Raw genomic sequence first — 16,484 nt, 5'->3', positions numbered from 1 at the left:
AAACGGCAGCCGTAAAACAATCTGTAACATTGACCGGCTACCGATAGAAGAGCGACATTTTTGTCGCAAATGATTCCATTTCCAATCCGAGGCTAGAGGATGTTTCAGTACGATCTCGTTGTGGTGGGTAGCGGTCCCGCAGGGCGCCGCGGCGCGATCCAGGCTGCGAAACTCGGCAAGAAAGTGCTTGTCATCGAACAGGGCAAGCGCGTCGGCGGCGTGTCCGTCCATACCGGCACCATCCCTTCGAAGACGCTGCGCGAGACCGCGCTCAATCTCTCCGGCTGGCGCGAACGCGGCTTCTACGGCCGATCCTACCGCGTCAAGCAGGAGATCAGTGCGGAAGATCTGCGTCGCCGACTGCTGATTACCCTCAACCATGAAGTGGAAGTGCTCGAGCATCAGTTCGCCCGCAACCGTGTCCACCACATGCGCGGCAAAGCGAGTTTCATCGATTCCACCACCTTGCAGGTCATCAAGGATGACGGCGAAGCGCTGACGGTGAGCGGCGCCAGCATTCTGCTGGCCGTTGGCACGAAGCCTTTCCGACCGGACTACATGCCATTTGATGGCAAGACAGTGCTCGACAGCGACGAGCTGCTTGATATCGAAGAGCTGCCGCGCACCATGGTTGTCATCGGCGCCGGCGTTATTGGCATCGAATATGCGACGATCTTCTCGGCCCTTGATACTGCCGTGACGGTGATCGATCCGAAGTCGACGATGCTCGACTTCATCGACAAGGAAATCGTCGAGGATTTCACCTATCAGCTGCGTGACCGCAATATGAAGCTGCTGCTGGGCACGAAGGCCGAGAAGGTCGAACGGCTGGATAGCGGCAAGGTTCAGCTGATGCTCGACAACGGCCGTCATCTTGTGACCGACATGGTGCTCTTTGCCGCCGGACGCATGGGAGCGACCGACGCGCTGAACCTTCCGGCCATCGGACTGGAGGCTGACAGCCGTGGCCGCCTGAAGGTCAATCCCGAGACCTTCCAGACATCGGTTGCCAACGTCTACGCCGCCGGCGACGTCGTCGGCTTTCCGAGCCTTGCCTCGACCTCGATGGAACAAGGCCGCATCGCCGCGCGTGTGGCAATCGGCGCGGTCGCCAAGGAGCCGCAGAAATATTTCCCCTACGGCATCTATGCGGTGCCGGAGATCTCGACCTGCGGCCTGACCGAAGAGGAAATGAAGGAGCGCGGCATCGCCTATGAATGCGGCATTGCCCGCTTCCGCGAAACCTCGCGCGGCCATATCATGGGCCTCGATACCGGGCTTCTGAAGCTGATCTTCTCGCTGAAGACCCGCCGACTGCTCGGCGTGCATATCGTCGGCGAGGGCGCCACCGAGCTGGTGCACATCGGTCAGGCGGTGCTCAATCTGAAAGGCACGGTTGAATATTTCGTCGAAAACACCTTCAACTATCCGACGCTCGCCGAAGCCTACAAGATCGCCGGCCTCGACGCCTGGAACCGGATGGGTGACATCAAGTCGGAACTCTGAAGGCCCGACGGCAGCGCCCATCTGATTCCGCCAGCTAAGATGGAGCCGAGAGCTTGCGCATCATTTCACTGAATGCATGGGGCGGCCGACTGCACGAGGCCCTGATCGCCTATGTCAAGCAGGCTGACCCTGATGTGCTGTGCCTTCAGGAGGTGCTGCGGGCGCCGAATGCGGATAGCGGATGGTCGATATACCGGGATGCGGGGCTGGAACTGCCGCAACGTGTCAATCTGTTTCAGGAAATCAGCGCCGCCCTGCCCGCCCACGACGCCTTCTTCTGCCCGACATCGCGAGGTGAACTTTTCAACGGCGACGCCGCCATCGTCGCGGAATTCGGGTTGGCGACCTTCGTCCGCAAATCACATTCCATCATCGCCCAGTCGCTGGACTTCGTGCATGGCAGTTTTTCCGCCGATGGCTGGGGTGAACATCCCAGACCGCGCAACGCCCATTGCATTCGCCTCTTCAGCCATGCGCACGGCCGCGCGGTGACCATCGCCCATATGCATGGCCTGCGCGATCCAGCCGGCAAGGGCGATACGGCGCAGCGCGAACAGCAGGCGCTGGCATTGGCCGACCTCATCGGGCGGATCTGGCCCGGCGACGAAGGGCTCGTGGTCTGCGGTGACTTCAATGTGCTGCCCGACAGTGCGACCTTTCGCATCCTTGCCCGGTCGGGCCTTTCCGATCTCGTCACCGGAAACGGCCTTGTCGACACGCGAACCTCCTACTATCTGAAGCAGGGCCGCTTCGCGGACTACATGCTGGTTACGCCTGACGTGGAGGTTGCCAGGTTCGAGGTGGTCGAGGCACCCGAGGTCTCCGACCACCGCGCATTGCTGCTCGATATCGCGTAGTATATTGAGGGATGCGCTGTGCGAAACTTCTGCGCGCAGTTTCCTGTTTTTACGCCCTAGTTTGAACCCTGCTCAATCGCATCGATACGCCGTGCCTGACTTGTGCCTTCAACTCCCTTTTGCCTCCGGGCAGACGTTTCTAGAGAAAGATAGATACTCTTGCCCCATGCTTCGGAAACCGCGCGCAGACGTTTTCAGCTCATCTTGATCAAGCCGTCGCATTATGACGATGACGGCTACGTCATCCGCTGGTGGCGGGCGATGATCCCTTCCAATTCGCTCGCGGCCCTCTACGGCATCGCTGCCGAATGCGCCGAGCGCAAGGTGCTCGGGTCGGATACCGCGATCGACATTACGGTGATCGATGAAACCAATACACGGATCGATTTTGCCGGGCTGCTCGCCCAGTTCAAGCGCCACGGCAATTTCGGCATGGTGGCGCTGGTCGGCGTCCAGTCCAATCAATATCCGCGCGCCCTCGACATTGCCCGCCCCTTCCGCAATGCCGGCCTGCCCGTCTCAATGGGTGGCTTTCATGTGTCCGGCTGCCTGTCGATGCTCGACGGCACAGCGGTTGGGCTCGATGCCTGCCGCGATATGGGCATCTCGATGTTTGCCGGCGAAGCAGAGGGGCGGCTCGACATGGTGCTGCGCGATGCCGCCGCCGGCGAGTTGAAGCCGCTTTATAATTTCATGAACGACCTTCCCGGCATCGGCGGCACGCCGGTTCCTTTCCTGCCGAAGGACAACATCCAGCGCACGCTCGGCCTCAGCACCAGCTTCGATGCCGGACGCGGCTGTCCCTACCAGTGCTCGTTCTGCACCATCATCAACGTGCAGGGTCGAAAATCGCGTTTCCGCTCGGCCGACGACGTCGAAAAGCTCGTGCGGATGAACTGGGCGCAGGGCATCCACAAGTTCTTCATCACCGACGATAATTTCGCCCGAAACAAGGATTGGGAAGCGATCTTCGACCGGCTGATCGACCTCAAGGAGCGGGATGGCATTCCGCTCGGCCTGATGATCCAGGTCGATACGCTCTGCCACAAGATCCCCAATTTCATTGAAAAATCCAAGCGCGCCGGCGTTACGCGCGTCTTCATCGGTCTCGAAAACGTCAATCCGGATAATCTGACCGCCGCCAAGAAGAACCAGAACAAGATCACCGAATATCGCAAGATGCTGCTCGCCTGGAAGGCGCAGGGCATCATGACGCTCGCCGGCTATATCCTGGGCTTCCCCGCCGACACGCCGGAATCGATCCGCCGCGACATCGCCATCATCCAGGAAGAGCTGCCGCTCGATGTCATCGAGTTCTTCATCCTGACGCCGCTTCCCGGCTCCGAGGACCACCAAGTTCTCTGGAAGAAGGGTGTCGAGATGAATGATGATCTCAACATCTACGATGTCGAGCATGTCTGCACTTCCCATCCCAAGATGAGCAAGCAGGAATGGGAAGACATCTACCATGAGGCTTGGTCGCTCTATTATTCGCCCCATCATATGAAGACGCTGCTGCGCCGCGCCGTTGCGACCGGAGTGCCGCTGGCAAGGCTCGTCAAGGTTCTCGTCTCCTTTGCAACCACGGTGCCGCTGGAAAACGTGCATCCGTTGCAGAGCGGCCTCTTGCGCCTGAAGACGCCGTCGGAGCGGCGTCCGGAACTCCCGCGCGAACATCCGCTCGTCTTTTGGCCGCGCTTTGCGTGGGAAACCCTCCGCAAACATGCTTCGCTCGCCGGCACGATCATTGGCCTGACGATTTCGGCCTTCCTGATTTCACGGGATGCCAAGTCGAAGACCTATATGGATCAGGCTCTGACGCCCGTCGCCGACGACGAAGAAGAAACGCTCCACCTCTTCACCCAGACATCAGGCGGCGCCGCAGCCGTCAGCCATGTCAGGAAAGTCGCGCAACTGACGGGGCATTGAGCGGAAATTCTTGCAATAGCGGCCGACTCCCCGCCGGCGGGAGATCACAGGCGACATCAAGGCGAAGCTTGGAGGCTCCGACTTTGATTCGGCTAAAGCGCGTCGCGACCTCCCAGAGACGCGCCACGCTCTATGCGATTTGGATCATCCGGCTCGTCTCGGCCACTTGTAGCGTGTCGACGAATTCGACGATGTTGACGGGTTTGCCATCCTGGAAATGGATCTTGTCGACGAATTCCGTTGAGAAGGTTACGCCCGATGGGATGTGTCTGACCTCGCCTTCACGATGGGCAAAGACCATCTGCTCGTCCTCATCCACATAGATGCCGGTCGTCCTGACCTTGGATAGGTCCCATGCCGTGATAAGCTGCGTTATCGTTTGGCGAAAGTCATGCCCACTCGATTCGATCGTCAAAGGCGCCAGCCGTGCATTGCCGACCATGCGGAAGGTACAACCCTCGCCGAACAGCGCAAGCGTACCCTCGATGTCGCCACGACCACGCACAGAATAGATTTCCTCTACCAGCGTCTTCATGTCATTCTTTGCGGTCATTTTCAGGTCCTCCATTACCCAACGCTCTTGGTTTTTATGCATGTTGATCCCGGGCAACATGCGCCAGTAAAATCTGCGCCGGCTTGCAGCTTGCTCAACTATTTGTTGTTGCCAGCAAAGATAACACCATGACGGAGAGGGCGTCGAGTACCCCGTCCGGATGACCCGAAAAGAAAAAGCCCCGCACGTTGGCGGGGCCTTTCCAAGTTTCAGAACTGAAAAGCGATTATTCGGCGCTTTCGTCAGCCGCCTTCTTCTTCGGTGCAGCCTTCTTCTTCGGCGCGGCTTCTTCGCCTTCACCGGCGTCGGCAGCTTCGGCCTTGGCGGCAGCCTTCTTCTTCGGCGCGGCCTTCTTGGTCTCGGCCTTCGTCTCGCCTTCTTCCTCGGCGAGCAGTTCTTCCTTCGTCACCTTCTTGTCGGTGACGTCGATTTCGGTCAGCAGGTGATCGATGACCTTCTCTTCGAAGATCGGGGCGCGGATCGAAGCGGCGGCGCCCGGCTGGCTGCGGAAGAATTCGAGGATCTGCTTTTCCTGACCGGGATATTGGCGCAGCTGATCGTAGATCGCGCGCTGCATCTCGTCTTCGGTGACTTCGACGCCGGCCTTTTCGCCGATCTCGGAGAGAACGAGGCCGAGGCGGACGCGACGCTCGGCAAGCGTCTTGTATTCCTCACGCGCCTTCTCTTCGGTCGTGTCTTCGTCCTCGAAGGTCTTGCCCGACTGGGCAAGGTCGTTGTTCACCTGGCTCCAGATGCCGTTGTACTCGGCGTCGACGAGCGAAGCCGGGGTCTCGAACTTGTACATCTCGTCGAGCTGATCGAGGATCTGGCGCTTCAGCTTCTGGCGGGTCAGCGAGCCGTACTGCGATTCGATCTGGCCACGGACGATCTCCTTCAGGCGATCGGCAGATTCGATGCCGAGCTTGGAGGCGAGCTCGTCGTTGATTTCGACAGCGCCCGGAGCTGCGACATCCTTGACCGTGATGTCGAAGGTCGCTTCCTTGCCGGCAAGATTCTTGGCCGGATAGTCGGCCGGGAAGGTCACGGTGATGGTCTTCTCTTCGCCAGCCTTGACGCCGACGAGCTGGTCTTCGAAGCCCGGAATGAAGCGGCCGGAGCCGATCACCAGTTCGGCGCCCTGATCGGTGCCGCCTTCGAAGGCTTCGCCGTCAACCTTGCCCACATAATCCATGGTGATGCGGTCGCCGTTTGCGGCCTTGCCGGTCTTGCTCTCGTAGGAGCGGGCGCTTTCGGCGACCTTCAGGACCTGTTCATTGACTTCCTCATCCGAGATGTCGATGACTTCGCGCGTTACCTTGATGCCCTTGACGGACTTCAGCTCGATCGGCGGCAGCACTTCGTAGGAGAGCGTGAATTCGAAATCCTGCTGGGCGGTGAGGATCTTGTCAGCCTCGTCCTTGTCCTCGGTCATGGCGATTTCCGGCTGGGTGGCCGACTTTTCGCCGCGGCTGGACAGGATGGCGGCGGGCTGCTCGCGGACAATCTCGTTGACGAGATCGGCCATGATCGACTTGCCGTAGACCTTCTTCAGGTGAGCAGCGGGGACCTTGCCCGGACGGAAGCCGTTGATGCGGATCTTGTCCTTCACATCGGCAAGACGCTCATTCATCTTGTCTTCCATGTCCTTGGCCGGGATAACGACCTTGATTTCGCGCTTCAGCCCTTCAGCGAGCGTTTCGATAACCTGCATGTCTTCCTACCTTCATGTCGTGGCGGCCGTGCCCAGACGCCGTTCGTTTCTATGAGCACGACGCCGGCAGCGTGCCGCGCGTGGCTTTTCCCAATTCCTGCATCATTCCACCCAAGGGGGAACGGCACTCGCTTCCGGGTATCGGGGATAACTAACTTCTTAGTCGCCCCTGCAAACAGCCTGGTGCGGGTAGAGAGACTTGAACTCCCACGCCTTGCGGCACCAGAACCTAAATCTGGCGTGTCTACCAATTTCACCATACCCGCGTTCACAGAACCGCATGCCTATGCCTGCGCATGAGGCCTTCCGGAGCGCGGCGTCTCTATATCACCCGATTTGGTCGAGGCAAAGGAAAAATGAACGTCCAATGACAGGCTATTCAAGGCCCAAAAGCCGCCCTGTCCCGAAGGCTCCGGAGATCAGTAAAGCGGTTCGTCGTAAACCGGCTTGCCGTCGACGAGCAGGCTGCGAATCTGCGCGCTTCCATCCGGCGCGACCCTCACCGCTATGGCGACGTTGCCATCGTTGCGGGCCTCCTCGATCAGTTTGCCCTGACCTTCCGGAACGTAATAGCGCTCGATGCCGTATTCGACCCGGATGCTGCCGCCCGCAGCCAGCCCGCCGCTATAGAAAGTCTTGCTGCGCAGGATCACCGTCTCCGGCTGCGGCGGCAGTGCCTGGAAGGACGATTCGGTCACCGCCCAGAAACCGTCGGCCTGCTTCTTCAACCGGACCCATAGCGTGCGTTCGCCGGGTTCGGCGGGAATGCCGCCGGAGACCGTCTGCACCGGCACGGTAGAAATGTCATAATTCAACACGACATAATCGCCGCGCAGGAAATCCCGTGGGTCGACCGGGGCGGTTTTCAGCAGGACCTCAGCGCCGCTGCTGAGGATCGATGCACGGCTCTGGATGATCGTGCCGAGGATCACGGTCTGCAAGCCGGCGACGATGATCGCCGAAACGAAATATCCCTTGCCGGATCGCAGCCTAGCCATCAACGAGCTCATACGCGTGCCTCCCGCGAAAAGCGCCGCTCGAGACGGATGACGATCCAGGCGACGAGCGCCACCACAAGACCTGAGAACAGGAAGAGGCTCGACGTGCCGAGGATCGAGCCGACGGTGACGGAGGCGAGATAGAGCATCTCCGCGGCAAAGGTCGTATAGGCGAGATAGCGCACCGCGCCGTTATCCCTGCCCTGCAGAGCGATCGCCAGCACGGCAGCGGCGAGCGTCGCCACCCCGAGCACCACCAGCCGCCAGCCTTGCTCGATCTCGATATGCAGCAGCAGCAAGCCAATGACGGCGATGAGGAAGCTGTAGAAAGCCGGCGCTGCGCCGGCACTCCTGACGAGGGAAGAGATACGGGGGTGCGGCAAGGCTGTCAGCGCGAACACCGCCATGCCGCCGATCACGAAGGCGAGCGCCACCGCGATCTCCTCATAAAGAGTATAGAGCCAGGCGAGCCAGCCGATCAACAGCAGATAGGCGAGATGACGGGCGCGCTCGGCACCGGTGTAACGCACCAGTGCGACTGTGATCACCGCCATGACCGGCGCCATCCAGGGATCAAACCCGATCCAATGCGTGTCGTTGTTCTCGAGATAGATGGCGAAGGACGCCCACGAGAGAAAGCCCGCGACGACGACGACCGCGCCCGAGCGGAACAGGATCGCCGAGATCGTCGCAATCGCGAACCAGAGATACATCACGGTCTGCTCGTCGCCGGAGAGATGATACATCTGCCCGACCAGCGAAATCGCGCCACCGAAGCTCACCGCGCCGATGACCAGCAGCCCACTTGCTGCCGCTGTCGCACCTCGGGCAAACATGGAGGCGGCGGCAATGTGCACAGCCCAGATCAGCGCGAGAATTGCGCCGACCCGGACGAGCCGCGGAATGGCCTCCCAGTTGGACGCGACGACCAGCAGGACGGCAGCAGCAAGCAGCACCGCCGCCAGCGCCATCAGCACTCGACCCAGGCTGAAACTTGCCGGACGGCTGTCATATTCGGTGAGAAGCTTGGCCGCCGTTTCCTGTCCAATCAGACCCTTGCCCACCCAGAGCGAGAGATCCCGCTCCAATCTGCCGCGATACATACCTCCACCCCTCATTTCCGTGTCGCTCGCTCCGGCGCTACGGCTTCCATCGTTATAGCCGCAGCAAGCCGCTTCGCAAACGCCCGTCGCGGCGACAAATATGCAAATTCCTCAGTGGTCTAATTTGGGTCAGATGTTAACCGGGCGCTAACGTCGCAACTGCTAATATGAGCATATGAAAGACAGACATGCGGATTACGCATACCCCTTATGTATTTATTGCACTGCAAAATACCAATTAGTCATACTATTTACCGCTCTATCGAAGCACGGGGATGGCGCCCCGGCCCGGTTTTCCGGATGCCCACGGACGCTTTGTTCGTGATGAGATTCGCAGCCGCGCACTCCTCCTCCCAAGCGCGCTGTGATAGACTGGCAACACTCCTCCTCCCAGTTGCCAGTCAATATAATGCGCCCGCCGGATCCTCCCCCGGCGGGCGTTCTTTTTGACGACTGTATCTTAGACAATTCAAGCACTTAACGGCATCCGAGCTGCGGCACTGCCACCAAAGCGAGATGTCGAAGTCCCCGTCGCGTGAAGCTGCGGGACCCCATCGCGATCCATCGCTTTGCCATTGGCATTGAGACGAATGAACAGCCAGTCGATTCAGCGCGAAACGCCAACGGACTGATCGTCAGCGGGGCGGCTTTGTTTCATCGCAAGGCGAGTGAGCGGGAGAAAAAGGCGGAATTCTCCAGCGATTATTTTGCCTATTCGTTGACCAGAATGCGGTAAGATTATATAAAGCATTGCACAGCTCGCATGGGTGACTTGAAAACTTGGCTGTTTTCGTTCTTCGCGACGCAACATATATTCCGGCCATCAAATAGAGGTCAGCGCCGATCGGTGGCCGCTGGCAGATCAAACCCTAGGAAAGGGGCTTAACATGAACATCACTCGCTCATTCAACAACTGGCGCAAGTATCGTCAGACCGTCACCGAACTCGGTCGCATGACCAACCGCGAATTGCATGACCTCGGCATTGACCGTTCGGACATCCATCGCGTCGCTCGCGAAGCTTCTTCTCGCTAATTCAAGGCGATCGCTGCTTCCTCCCAAGCAGATCGCAAATGATTGAAACGCCCGCTGCACCGCAGCGGGCGTTTTCTTTTGCAAACAATGCACTTCCGCTCCGGTTGCGACCTTCCCCGTTCTTTCGCCCGCTTAAAAAATATTCACCGCTCAAATTGCGAGCATCATCGTGCACAATTGCATGGCAGACGCCTCTTATTTGCACTGCACAATGCGACCGATATCGCCTATATAAACATCAACCGCAGAGAGACAGGCGATCCCGCCGTCCCGCGGATATTTGTTCGAGGAAGAAGACAATGAACCCGATCCGTATCGCAAAAAGCTGGCTCAGCTATCGTCGTACAATCAACGAACTCGGCAGCCTGTCGAACCAGACCCTGTCTGATATCGGTGTCAGCCGCTACGACATCCGCAACATCGCATCCCGCTCTTTCCGTTAATCGCGGGTCTCGCAACGGGCACGATGTTTCAAGACGGCGCCATTATGGGCGCCGTTTTTGATTCCGGGTGTTGGATCGCACCTGCCGACATGATATCAGCCCGGAATGAACACGATCTCCTCCTACTCCCCTATCCACGTCGTCGGCGGCGGGCTTGCCGGTTCGGAAGCCGCGTGGCAGATCGCCAGTGTGGGCGTACCCGTCATTCTGCATGAGATGCGCGGCGTGCGCGGCACGGATGCGCACAAGACCGACGGTCTTGCCGAACTCGTCTGCTCCAATTCCTTCCGTTCCGACGATGCGACCAGCAATGCCGTCGGCGTCATCCATGCGGAAATGCGCATGGCAGGGTCGCTGATCATGGCCGCGGCCGACCGCCACCAGGTACCGGCCGGCGGCGCGCTCGCTGTCGATCGCGACGGCTTCTCCGAGGCAGTCACCAAGGCAATCCACGACCATCCGCTCATCACCGTCGTGCGCGAAGAGATCACCGGCCTGCCGCCGCGTGAGTGGGATCTAGCCATCGTCGCCACCGGACCGCTGACGGCGCCGTCGCTCGCAGCCGCGATACAGGCGGAGACCGGTGAGGATTCGCTTGCTTTCTTCGACGCCATTGCGCCGATCGTCTACCGCGACAGCATCGACATGGATATCTGCTGGTATCAGTCGCGCTACGACAAGATCGGCCCCGGCGGCACCGGCAAGGACTACATCAACTGCCCGATGGACGAGGCGCAATACAATGCCTTCGTCGACGCGTTGATCGCAGGCGACACGGTCGGTTTCAAGGAATGGGAAGGCACCCCCTATTTCGACGGCTGCCTGCCGATCGAGGTCATGGCCGAACGCGGCCGCGAGACACTGCGCCACGGGCCGATGAAACCGATGGGTTTGACGAACGCGCATAACCCGACCGTCAAGGCCTATGCCGTCGTGCAGCTGCGGCAGGACAATGCGCTCGGCACTCTCTACAACATGGTCGGCTTTCAGACGAAGCTGAAATACGGCGCGCAGGCGGAAATCTTCCGGATGATTCCGGGTCTTCAAAATGCGGAATTTGCCCGGCTCGGCGGCCTGCACCGCAATACCTACATCAATTCCCCCACCCTGCTCGATCCGTCGCTGACGCTGAAATCACGGTCGGGCTTGCGTTTTGCCGGCCAGATCACCGGCTGCGAGGGGTATGTGGAAAGCGCCAGCGTCGGGCTGATGGCCGGGCGTTTCGCCGCTGCCGAACGCAAGGGTGAGGAAATCTCGCTGCCACCGGCGACGACGGCACTCGGTTCGCTGCTCGGTCATATCACCGGCGGGCATATCGTCACCGACGAGGAGCCGGGCAAGCGATCGTTCCAGCCGATGAATATCAATTTCGGACTGTTTCCCGAACTCGAGCCGGGCTCGATCGTCAAGCCCGAGGGCGTCAAGCGCTTTCGCGGCAAGGACAAAACGATCATGAAACGGCAGTTGATCGCACGTCGCGCGCTTGCCGACTGCGCCGCCTGGCTCGGTCAGACACCGACCTTTGCCGAAAGTGCCTAGCAGCTGTTCTACTGCTTGTTGGCGGCGGAAATACTGTCGGATGGCAGATCCTTATCCGGCTCGGCGATGTAATTGCCGAGCAGCCAGAGCGCCACTTCGGAAGCCTCCTTCGGCGAGGCAAACTCGAATTTGCCGTTGTGGCTGGGGGCATCGAGAAATTCGATCGCCAACCCCCTGCCCGTCTCCGTGCTTACGGCACGCACACGGCCGGGCTCTATCAGATGGCAGGAGAAATGGCGTGCCATGTTGCGCATGAGGCCGGCCTTGTTGTCGTGCAGGCGCACGAAGATTGCCTGCCCGTTTTCCGTCGCCTGCAGCTGGCGGATTGCCTCGTTGGGAAAGGCGCGGCCGAACTCGATGATGGCCAGACCCGTATCGTGCAGACTGTCTTCCTTGTTTTGCGCAGCCATGCGTGTGGCTGCGAAAGCAAAGAAGATGACGATGGCGAAAAGGACGCACCAGACGATAATGCCCACGCCGAGTCTCCGTTCAAAGCATAGTGGTGAAGGCGTTATAGCGCGCGAGACTTGCGCGAATTTGAACGATATCAGATTTTCCGACGGCCCGCTGACAGCGCCATTCTGAGCTGGCGGCGCCATTGCGGCGGCTGCAGCGGCCGGTCGAACAGGAGAGAACCCTGCCTCTGCGCCTTGAGGAGCACCGGTTCGGCCAAAGTCGCGGGAAGGAAAGCAGGGAACACGGCTGACGCAATCGATCCTGCCCCTCTCGCCTTTGCCAGATGCTCAAGGCCCAGCCCGGCGAAGGCCTCGATGGCGGCGGAGATGCGCGATCGGTCTTCGCCGGCGAGGAAGGCGTCGCGGTCGAGCCCGGTGGCGGAAAGGATCTGCAGCGGAATATAGAGCTGGCCGCGGCGGCGATGCAGCGGCATCAGCAGCAACAGCCCGGCAATCGCCTGTGCGACGCCGGCATGGCCGGCGGCATCCGCCGATCGCGGTGCCTCCTCCGGCGAAAGCACGAGGCTTGCGAGCTGAATCAGCGCGGAGGCCGTTTCGCCGGCATAACCTTCGAGCGAGACCCGCGTCTCCATCGGATCGTCATAAAGGTCGAAAGTGCGGGCGTCGATCATGTCGACCAGCGTCTTGCGCGGCAGGCGATGGGTTTCGATCGCCGTCAGAAGTGCGGCGGCGACGGGATTGGCTGCCGTCGAGCCATGCGCGCTGCCTTCCAGCAGGTCGCGCCAGTATTGCATGCGCACTTCGCCAGGCAGCGGCTCGTGCACCAGATCGCGGATGCGGGCAAGCTCCGCATTGAACGCGTAAAGGGCCGCCAGCGCGCCGCGCTTCTCCTGCGGCGACAGGAGACAGGCGAGATAACGGTCGCGATCGTTGTCGCGCAGCATCGCCAGGCAGATGTCCTGGTTCGTCGCTAGTTTCGCATCAGCCATCGTCAGACCGCAATCAATGCCGCTGCGACGGCGCGCTGCTCCGACAGCATGATGTTGAAGGTGCGTACCGCGGCACCCGTGCTCATCGGATCGGAAGAAATGCCGCGCGCCTTCAGCACCTGTTTCAATTCGTCGGGCAGACGGCGAAGCTCGGTTCCAGTGCCGACGAGCAGAACCTCGATATCGGCGGCCTCATCAAGCACACGGCTGAAGTTTTCAGGCGTCAGCGGCTTCGATACGTCCATGTCCCAGCCGTAAATGCCGGAGGGCAGGCAAAGGATCGAGCCGCGATGCGACATATCGGCAAAACGGAAACCGCCATTGCCGTAGGTGTCGATCGGAGCCCGGCCAGGAAAATGAGCCGCGCGGATTTCTATGCCTTTTGCCATGTTTTCAAACCACCGTGCCGGATTTTACACCAGCATCCGTCTTGTTGCTCTCTTCGCCGTCGGGAACCTCCGGCCGCAGCCGGAAGACGATCAAGACGGGAGCCGCGATATAGATCGAAGAGAAAGTGCCGAGCGCGACTCCGAAGAGCATTGCAAAGGAAAAGGAGCGAATGACGTCGCCGCCGAACAGATAGAGCGCGAGCAGCGCAAGCAGTGTCGTCGCGGCCGTCAAGACAGTGCGCGACAATGTCTGGTTGATCGAGGCATCGATCAGGATCGGCAGCGGCATCTTCCTGTATCGTACGAGATTCTCGCGCATCCGGTCATAGACGACGACCGTGTCGTTCAAGGAGTAGCCGACGATGGTCAGTACGGCGGCAATGCTCGTCAAGTTGAACTCGATGCCGGTCAGCACGAAAAGCCCGAGCATGATGATGACATCGTGCAGCGTGGCAATAATGGCGCCAATGGCGAACTGCCATTCAAAACGGATCCATATGTAGATCAGGATCGCCGCGAGTGCGGCTGCGACACCAAACGTCGCCATCGTCGTCAATTCGCCCGAAATGGCGGGGCCGACGACCTCGACGCGGCGGAAATCATAGTCTGTCTCGAGTTCGCCGCGCACCAGCGTCGCCGCTGATTGCTCAGCGTTCTCGCCGCCCCCTTGGGAGGCGATGCGGATGCGCGCGTTCGACGGCCCGCCCGTACGCTCGACGCTGACCTCGCCAATATTGAGATCGTCAAGGCGTGATTTAAGATCAGCGATGTTGGCATTGCCCTGTTTCGCCGTCACCTCGATGAGAGAGCCGCCCGTGAAATCGATTCCGAGCTGCAGGCCAACGGTGGCAAAGGCCGCCATGGCGATCAGCGAGATCACTGCCGAGGCCGTGAAGACGTAACGGCGGATCCCCATGAAACGCACATTGGCGTGCTCGAAAAGCTGCGCGAGAACGCTCTTCGGCAGATGCCTGGGATGGCGCGCTTTCAGCCAGGCGGCAACGATCGAGCGTGTCACCGTGAAAGCCGTGATGACTGTCGTCAGAATGCCGACCGCGAGCGTCACCGCGAAACCGCGAATGGACTCGCTGCCGAGAAACAGAAGGATAATTGCGGCGATAAAGATCGTGACATTCGCGTCGACGATCGTTGCGAAGGCGCGCGAGAAGCCGCGGCCGACGGCCAGGGCAAAGGAGGAGTTGGCTCTTTCCTCCTCGCGGATGCGCTCATAGATCAGCACGTTGGAATCGACCGCCATGCCGACGATAAGCACGATGCCGGCAATACCAGGCAAAGTCAGCGTGGCGCCGGCAAGGCTGAGTGCCGCGACGATGAAGATCAGATTGAAGAAGAGCGACATGACGGCGATAGCGCCGAGAATACGGTAGAGCGCGATCATCAGCGCTGCGACCAGTACGACGGCCACGAGACCGGCAACCAGGCCGGAGAATATGGAATCGGCGCCGAAGCTCGGGCTGATGCTGCGCTCCTCGACGCTGGTCAACGTCGCCGGCATGGCGCCGGCGCGCAGCATCACTGCAAGGTCACGAATGCCATCCTCGGAGAAATTCGCCGAAATCCGGCCCTCGCCGCCAGTGATCGCCGCATCGATGACCGGCGCAGACATCACCTGATCGTCAAAGACGATGGCAAGGTGCTTGCCGATATTTTGCGCTGTCGCCTGCGCCAGCCGCTGCGTGCCCTCCGCATCGAGTCGATAGTCAATCGAGGTCTCCTGCGTCTGCGGATCGACGACAGGCTCGATATCGACCATGTTGCTGCCGGTGACGAATGCCGTGCGGTCGACGAGATAGGGAACAGGTGGATCGTCGAGCGAATAGAGCACCTGCGAGCTGGCCGGCCAGCGGCCGTTCAGCGCCTCCTGTCCCGACATGCTTTCGTCGAGCAGATGAAAGGAAAGCTTTGCCGGCTGGTTCAGAATATTCTTCAGCCGCTCCGCATCGACGGATCCCAGCACCTGCACGACGATCCGGTCGTCGCCATCGGGGCGAATCTGAAAGTCTTTATAGCCGAAGCCAGCGATGCGGCGGCCGACGATATCGAGCGACCGGCTGCGGGCCGAGGCGACGTCGGCGGTGATGCCGGCATCGGATATCTGCAGTGAGAGTTGCCCTTCCTCGCCCTGCCGCAGCGCAAGGCCGGTGCCTGAATGTTCGTCACCTGATGTCAGAGGCTTCAGAAGATCGACCGCCTTTTTCGTCTCTGCCGGATCGGTAATCCGGACAGTGACAGTCTGGCCGTTGCCGGTTAGGCCGGTATAGCGGATGCCGGCACCTCTCAGCGCCTTGCGCACATTCGCGACCGTCTCTTCCAACCGGTCTTTGATGATATCGGAACGCTCGACCTTCAGAACGATGTGCGAACCGCCCTGCAGGTCAAGACCGAGTGTCACGTGGTCCTTTTGCCACCATCCCGGCAGAGAAGAGCGCTGCGCCTCGCTCAGGAGATTGGGCGCAGCAACGACGACGGCCGCAAATGCAACCAGCCAAATCAGAAGTGTTTTCAAGCGGGAAAAATGCAACATTCTCTCGACGATCTTCCGATCCGGCGGTTCCGCCGTTATCGCTTGTTACGCCGCGTCGGCCTTGACAGGCTCACCCTTGACGCGAACGTCAGAAATGCCGCTGCGGACGATGCGCACGCGAACACCTTCGGCAATCTCGACCTCGACTTCCTTATCGTCGACGACCTTCGTCACCTTGCCGACGAGACCACCGCCGGTCACGATCTGGTCGCCACGGCGGATCGCCTTCAGAGTTTCCTCACGCTTCTTGGCCTGCGCGCGCTGCGGCCGGATCAGCAGAAAATACCAGACGACCATCAGCGGCACGAACAGGATGATCATTTCGAAACCGGAACCGCCGAATCCTGTTGCGGTATCGGTCGCAGTCTGGGCGAATGCCGGGGTGATGAACATGCTAAACTCCTCAGGCTTCTATGGCGGAACTCCGCCTGCTTTTCAGGTTGCCGGACTATAGTTGCAGCTTAGATGAATG

At 60.1% G+C, this 16,484-nt stretch carries 16 protein-coding genes and 1 tRNA gene; 7 read left to right on the top strand and 10 right to left on the bottom strand.

Features of this window, described 5'->3' with window-relative positions:
- Positions 1-99: 99 nt before the first annotated feature.
- The 3 genes from sthA (at position 100) to NMA58_RS07815 (ending at position 4,292) form a co-directional block, all read left to right on the top strand.
- Positions 100-1,506 (top strand): Si-specific NAD(P)(+) transhydrogenase, encoded by a 1,407-nt coding sequence (sthA, locus tag NMA58_RS07825; protein WP_085777991.1) that lies wholly within the window; start codon positions 100-102, stop codon positions 1,504-1,506.
- A gap of 53 nt (positions 1,507-1,559) precedes the next feature.
- Entirely contained in the window at positions 1,560-2,363 is an 804-nt protein-coding gene (locus NMA58_RS07820; protein ID WP_434712879.1) for an endonuclease/exonuclease/phosphatase family protein, read from the top strand.
- A 159-nt stretch (positions 2,364-2,522) separates the two neighbouring features.
- On the top strand, positions 2,523-4,292 hold the full coding sequence (locus NMA58_RS07815) for a B12-binding domain-containing radical SAM protein (RefSeq protein ID WP_434712878.1): 1,770 nt from the start codon (positions 2,523-2,525) through the stop codon (positions 4,290-4,292).
- Positions 4,293-4,422: 130 nt separating this feature from the next.
- Here NMA58_RS07815 and NMA58_RS07810 read toward each other — a convergent pair whose 3' ends face one another.
- From NMA58_RS07810 to NMA58_RS07790, 5 genes are all read right to left on the bottom strand, one after another.
- Positions 4,423-4,845 (bottom strand): nuclear transport factor 2 family protein, encoded by a 423-nt coding sequence (locus tag NMA58_RS07810; RefSeq protein WP_434712877.1) that lies wholly within the window; start codon positions 4,843-4,845, stop codon positions 4,423-4,425.
- 226 nt (positions 4,846-5,071) lie between these two features.
- Entirely contained in the window at positions 5,072-6,556 is a 1,485-nt protein-coding gene (tig, locus tag NMA58_RS07805; protein ID WP_434712876.1) for a trigger factor, read from the bottom strand.
- A gap of 181 nt (positions 6,557-6,737) precedes the next feature.
- Positions 6,738-6,822, bottom strand: a tRNA-Leu gene (locus NMA58_RS07800).
- 153 nt (positions 6,823-6,975) lie between these two features.
- Complete coding sequence (locus NMA58_RS07795; protein WP_434712875.1) at positions 6,976-7,566, bottom strand: GDYXXLXY domain-containing protein; 591 nt, start codon at positions 7,564-7,566, stop codon at positions 6,976-6,978.
- On the bottom strand, positions 7,563-8,657 hold the full coding sequence (locus tag NMA58_RS07790; RefSeq protein ID WP_434712874.1) for a DUF2157 domain-containing protein: 1,095 nt from the start codon (positions 8,655-8,657) through the stop codon (positions 7,563-7,565). Before NMA58_RS07790 ends, NMA58_RS07795 begins: the two co-directional genes overlap by 4 nt.
- A gap of 535 nt (positions 8,658-9,192) precedes the next feature.
- Here NMA58_RS07790 and NMA58_RS07785 point away from each other — a divergent pair.
- From NMA58_RS07785 to trmFO, 4 genes are all read left to right on the top strand, one after another.
- A complete protein-coding gene (locus tag NMA58_RS07785; protein WP_434712873.1) occupies positions 9,193-9,393 on the top strand; it encodes a hypothetical protein in 201 nt (66 codons plus the stop codon).
- 151 nt (positions 9,394-9,544) lie between these two features.
- Positions 9,545-9,691 carry a DUF1127 domain-containing protein gene (locus NMA58_RS07780; protein ID WP_004678838.1) on the top strand — a complete coding sequence of 49 codons (147 nt, stop codon included), beginning with the start codon at positions 9,545-9,547 and terminating at the stop codon, positions 9,689-9,691.
- 299 nt (positions 9,692-9,990) lie between these two features.
- Positions 9,991-10,134, top strand: coding sequence for a DUF1127 domain-containing protein (locus NMA58_RS07775; RefSeq protein WP_085777942.1), 144 nt, complete (start codon positions 9,991-9,993; stop codon positions 10,132-10,134).
- A gap of 105 nt (positions 10,135-10,239) precedes the next feature.
- Positions 10,240-11,673 carry a methylenetetrahydrofolate--tRNA-(uracil(54)-C(5))-methyltransferase (FADH(2)-oxidizing) TrmFO gene (gene trmFO, locus NMA58_RS07770; protein ID WP_434712872.1) on the top strand — a complete coding sequence of 478 codons (1,434 nt, stop codon included), beginning with the start codon at positions 10,240-10,242 and terminating at the stop codon, positions 11,671-11,673.
- Positions 11,674-11,681: 8 nt separating this feature from the next.
- Here trmFO and NMA58_RS07765 read toward each other — a convergent pair whose 3' ends face one another.
- From NMA58_RS07765 to yajC, 5 genes are all read right to left on the bottom strand, one after another.
- Positions 11,682-12,149 carry a hypothetical protein gene (locus NMA58_RS07765; protein WP_183700930.1) on the bottom strand — a complete coding sequence of 156 codons (468 nt, stop codon included), beginning with the start codon at positions 12,147-12,149 and terminating at the stop codon, positions 11,682-11,684.
- 71 nt (positions 12,150-12,220) lie between these two features.
- Positions 12,221-13,078 (bottom strand): phytoene/squalene synthase family protein, encoded by an 858-nt coding sequence (locus NMA58_RS07760; protein WP_097598647.1) that lies wholly within the window; start codon positions 13,076-13,078, stop codon positions 12,221-12,223.
- 2 nt (positions 13,079-13,080) lie between these two features.
- Entirely contained in the window at positions 13,081-13,467 is a 387-nt protein-coding gene (locus tag NMA58_RS07755) for an Mth938-like domain-containing protein (RefSeq protein ID WP_183700927.1), read from the bottom strand.
- Between the two features lie 4 nt (positions 13,468-13,471).
- Complete coding sequence (secDF, locus tag NMA58_RS07750; protein WP_434712871.1) at positions 13,472-16,012, bottom strand: protein translocase subunit SecDF; 2,541 nt, start codon at positions 16,010-16,012, stop codon at positions 13,472-13,474.
- Positions 16,013-16,057: 45 nt separating this feature from the next.
- The gene (gene yajC, locus NMA58_RS07745; protein ID WP_064696006.1) at positions 16,058-16,405 is read right to left on the bottom strand and encodes a preprotein translocase subunit YajC; all 348 of its coding nucleotides are present in this window, start codon (positions 16,403-16,405) and stop codon (positions 16,058-16,060) included.
- Between the last annotated feature and the right edge of the window lie 79 nt (positions 16,406-16,484).

It is taken from the genome of Rhizobium sp. YTUHZ045 (assembly GCF_051124255.1).
Classification (GTDB): domain Bacteria; phylum Pseudomonadota; class Alphaproteobacteria; order Rhizobiales; family Rhizobiaceae; genus Rhizobium.
This window is presented reverse-complemented; position numbering and strand designations above follow the sequence as displayed.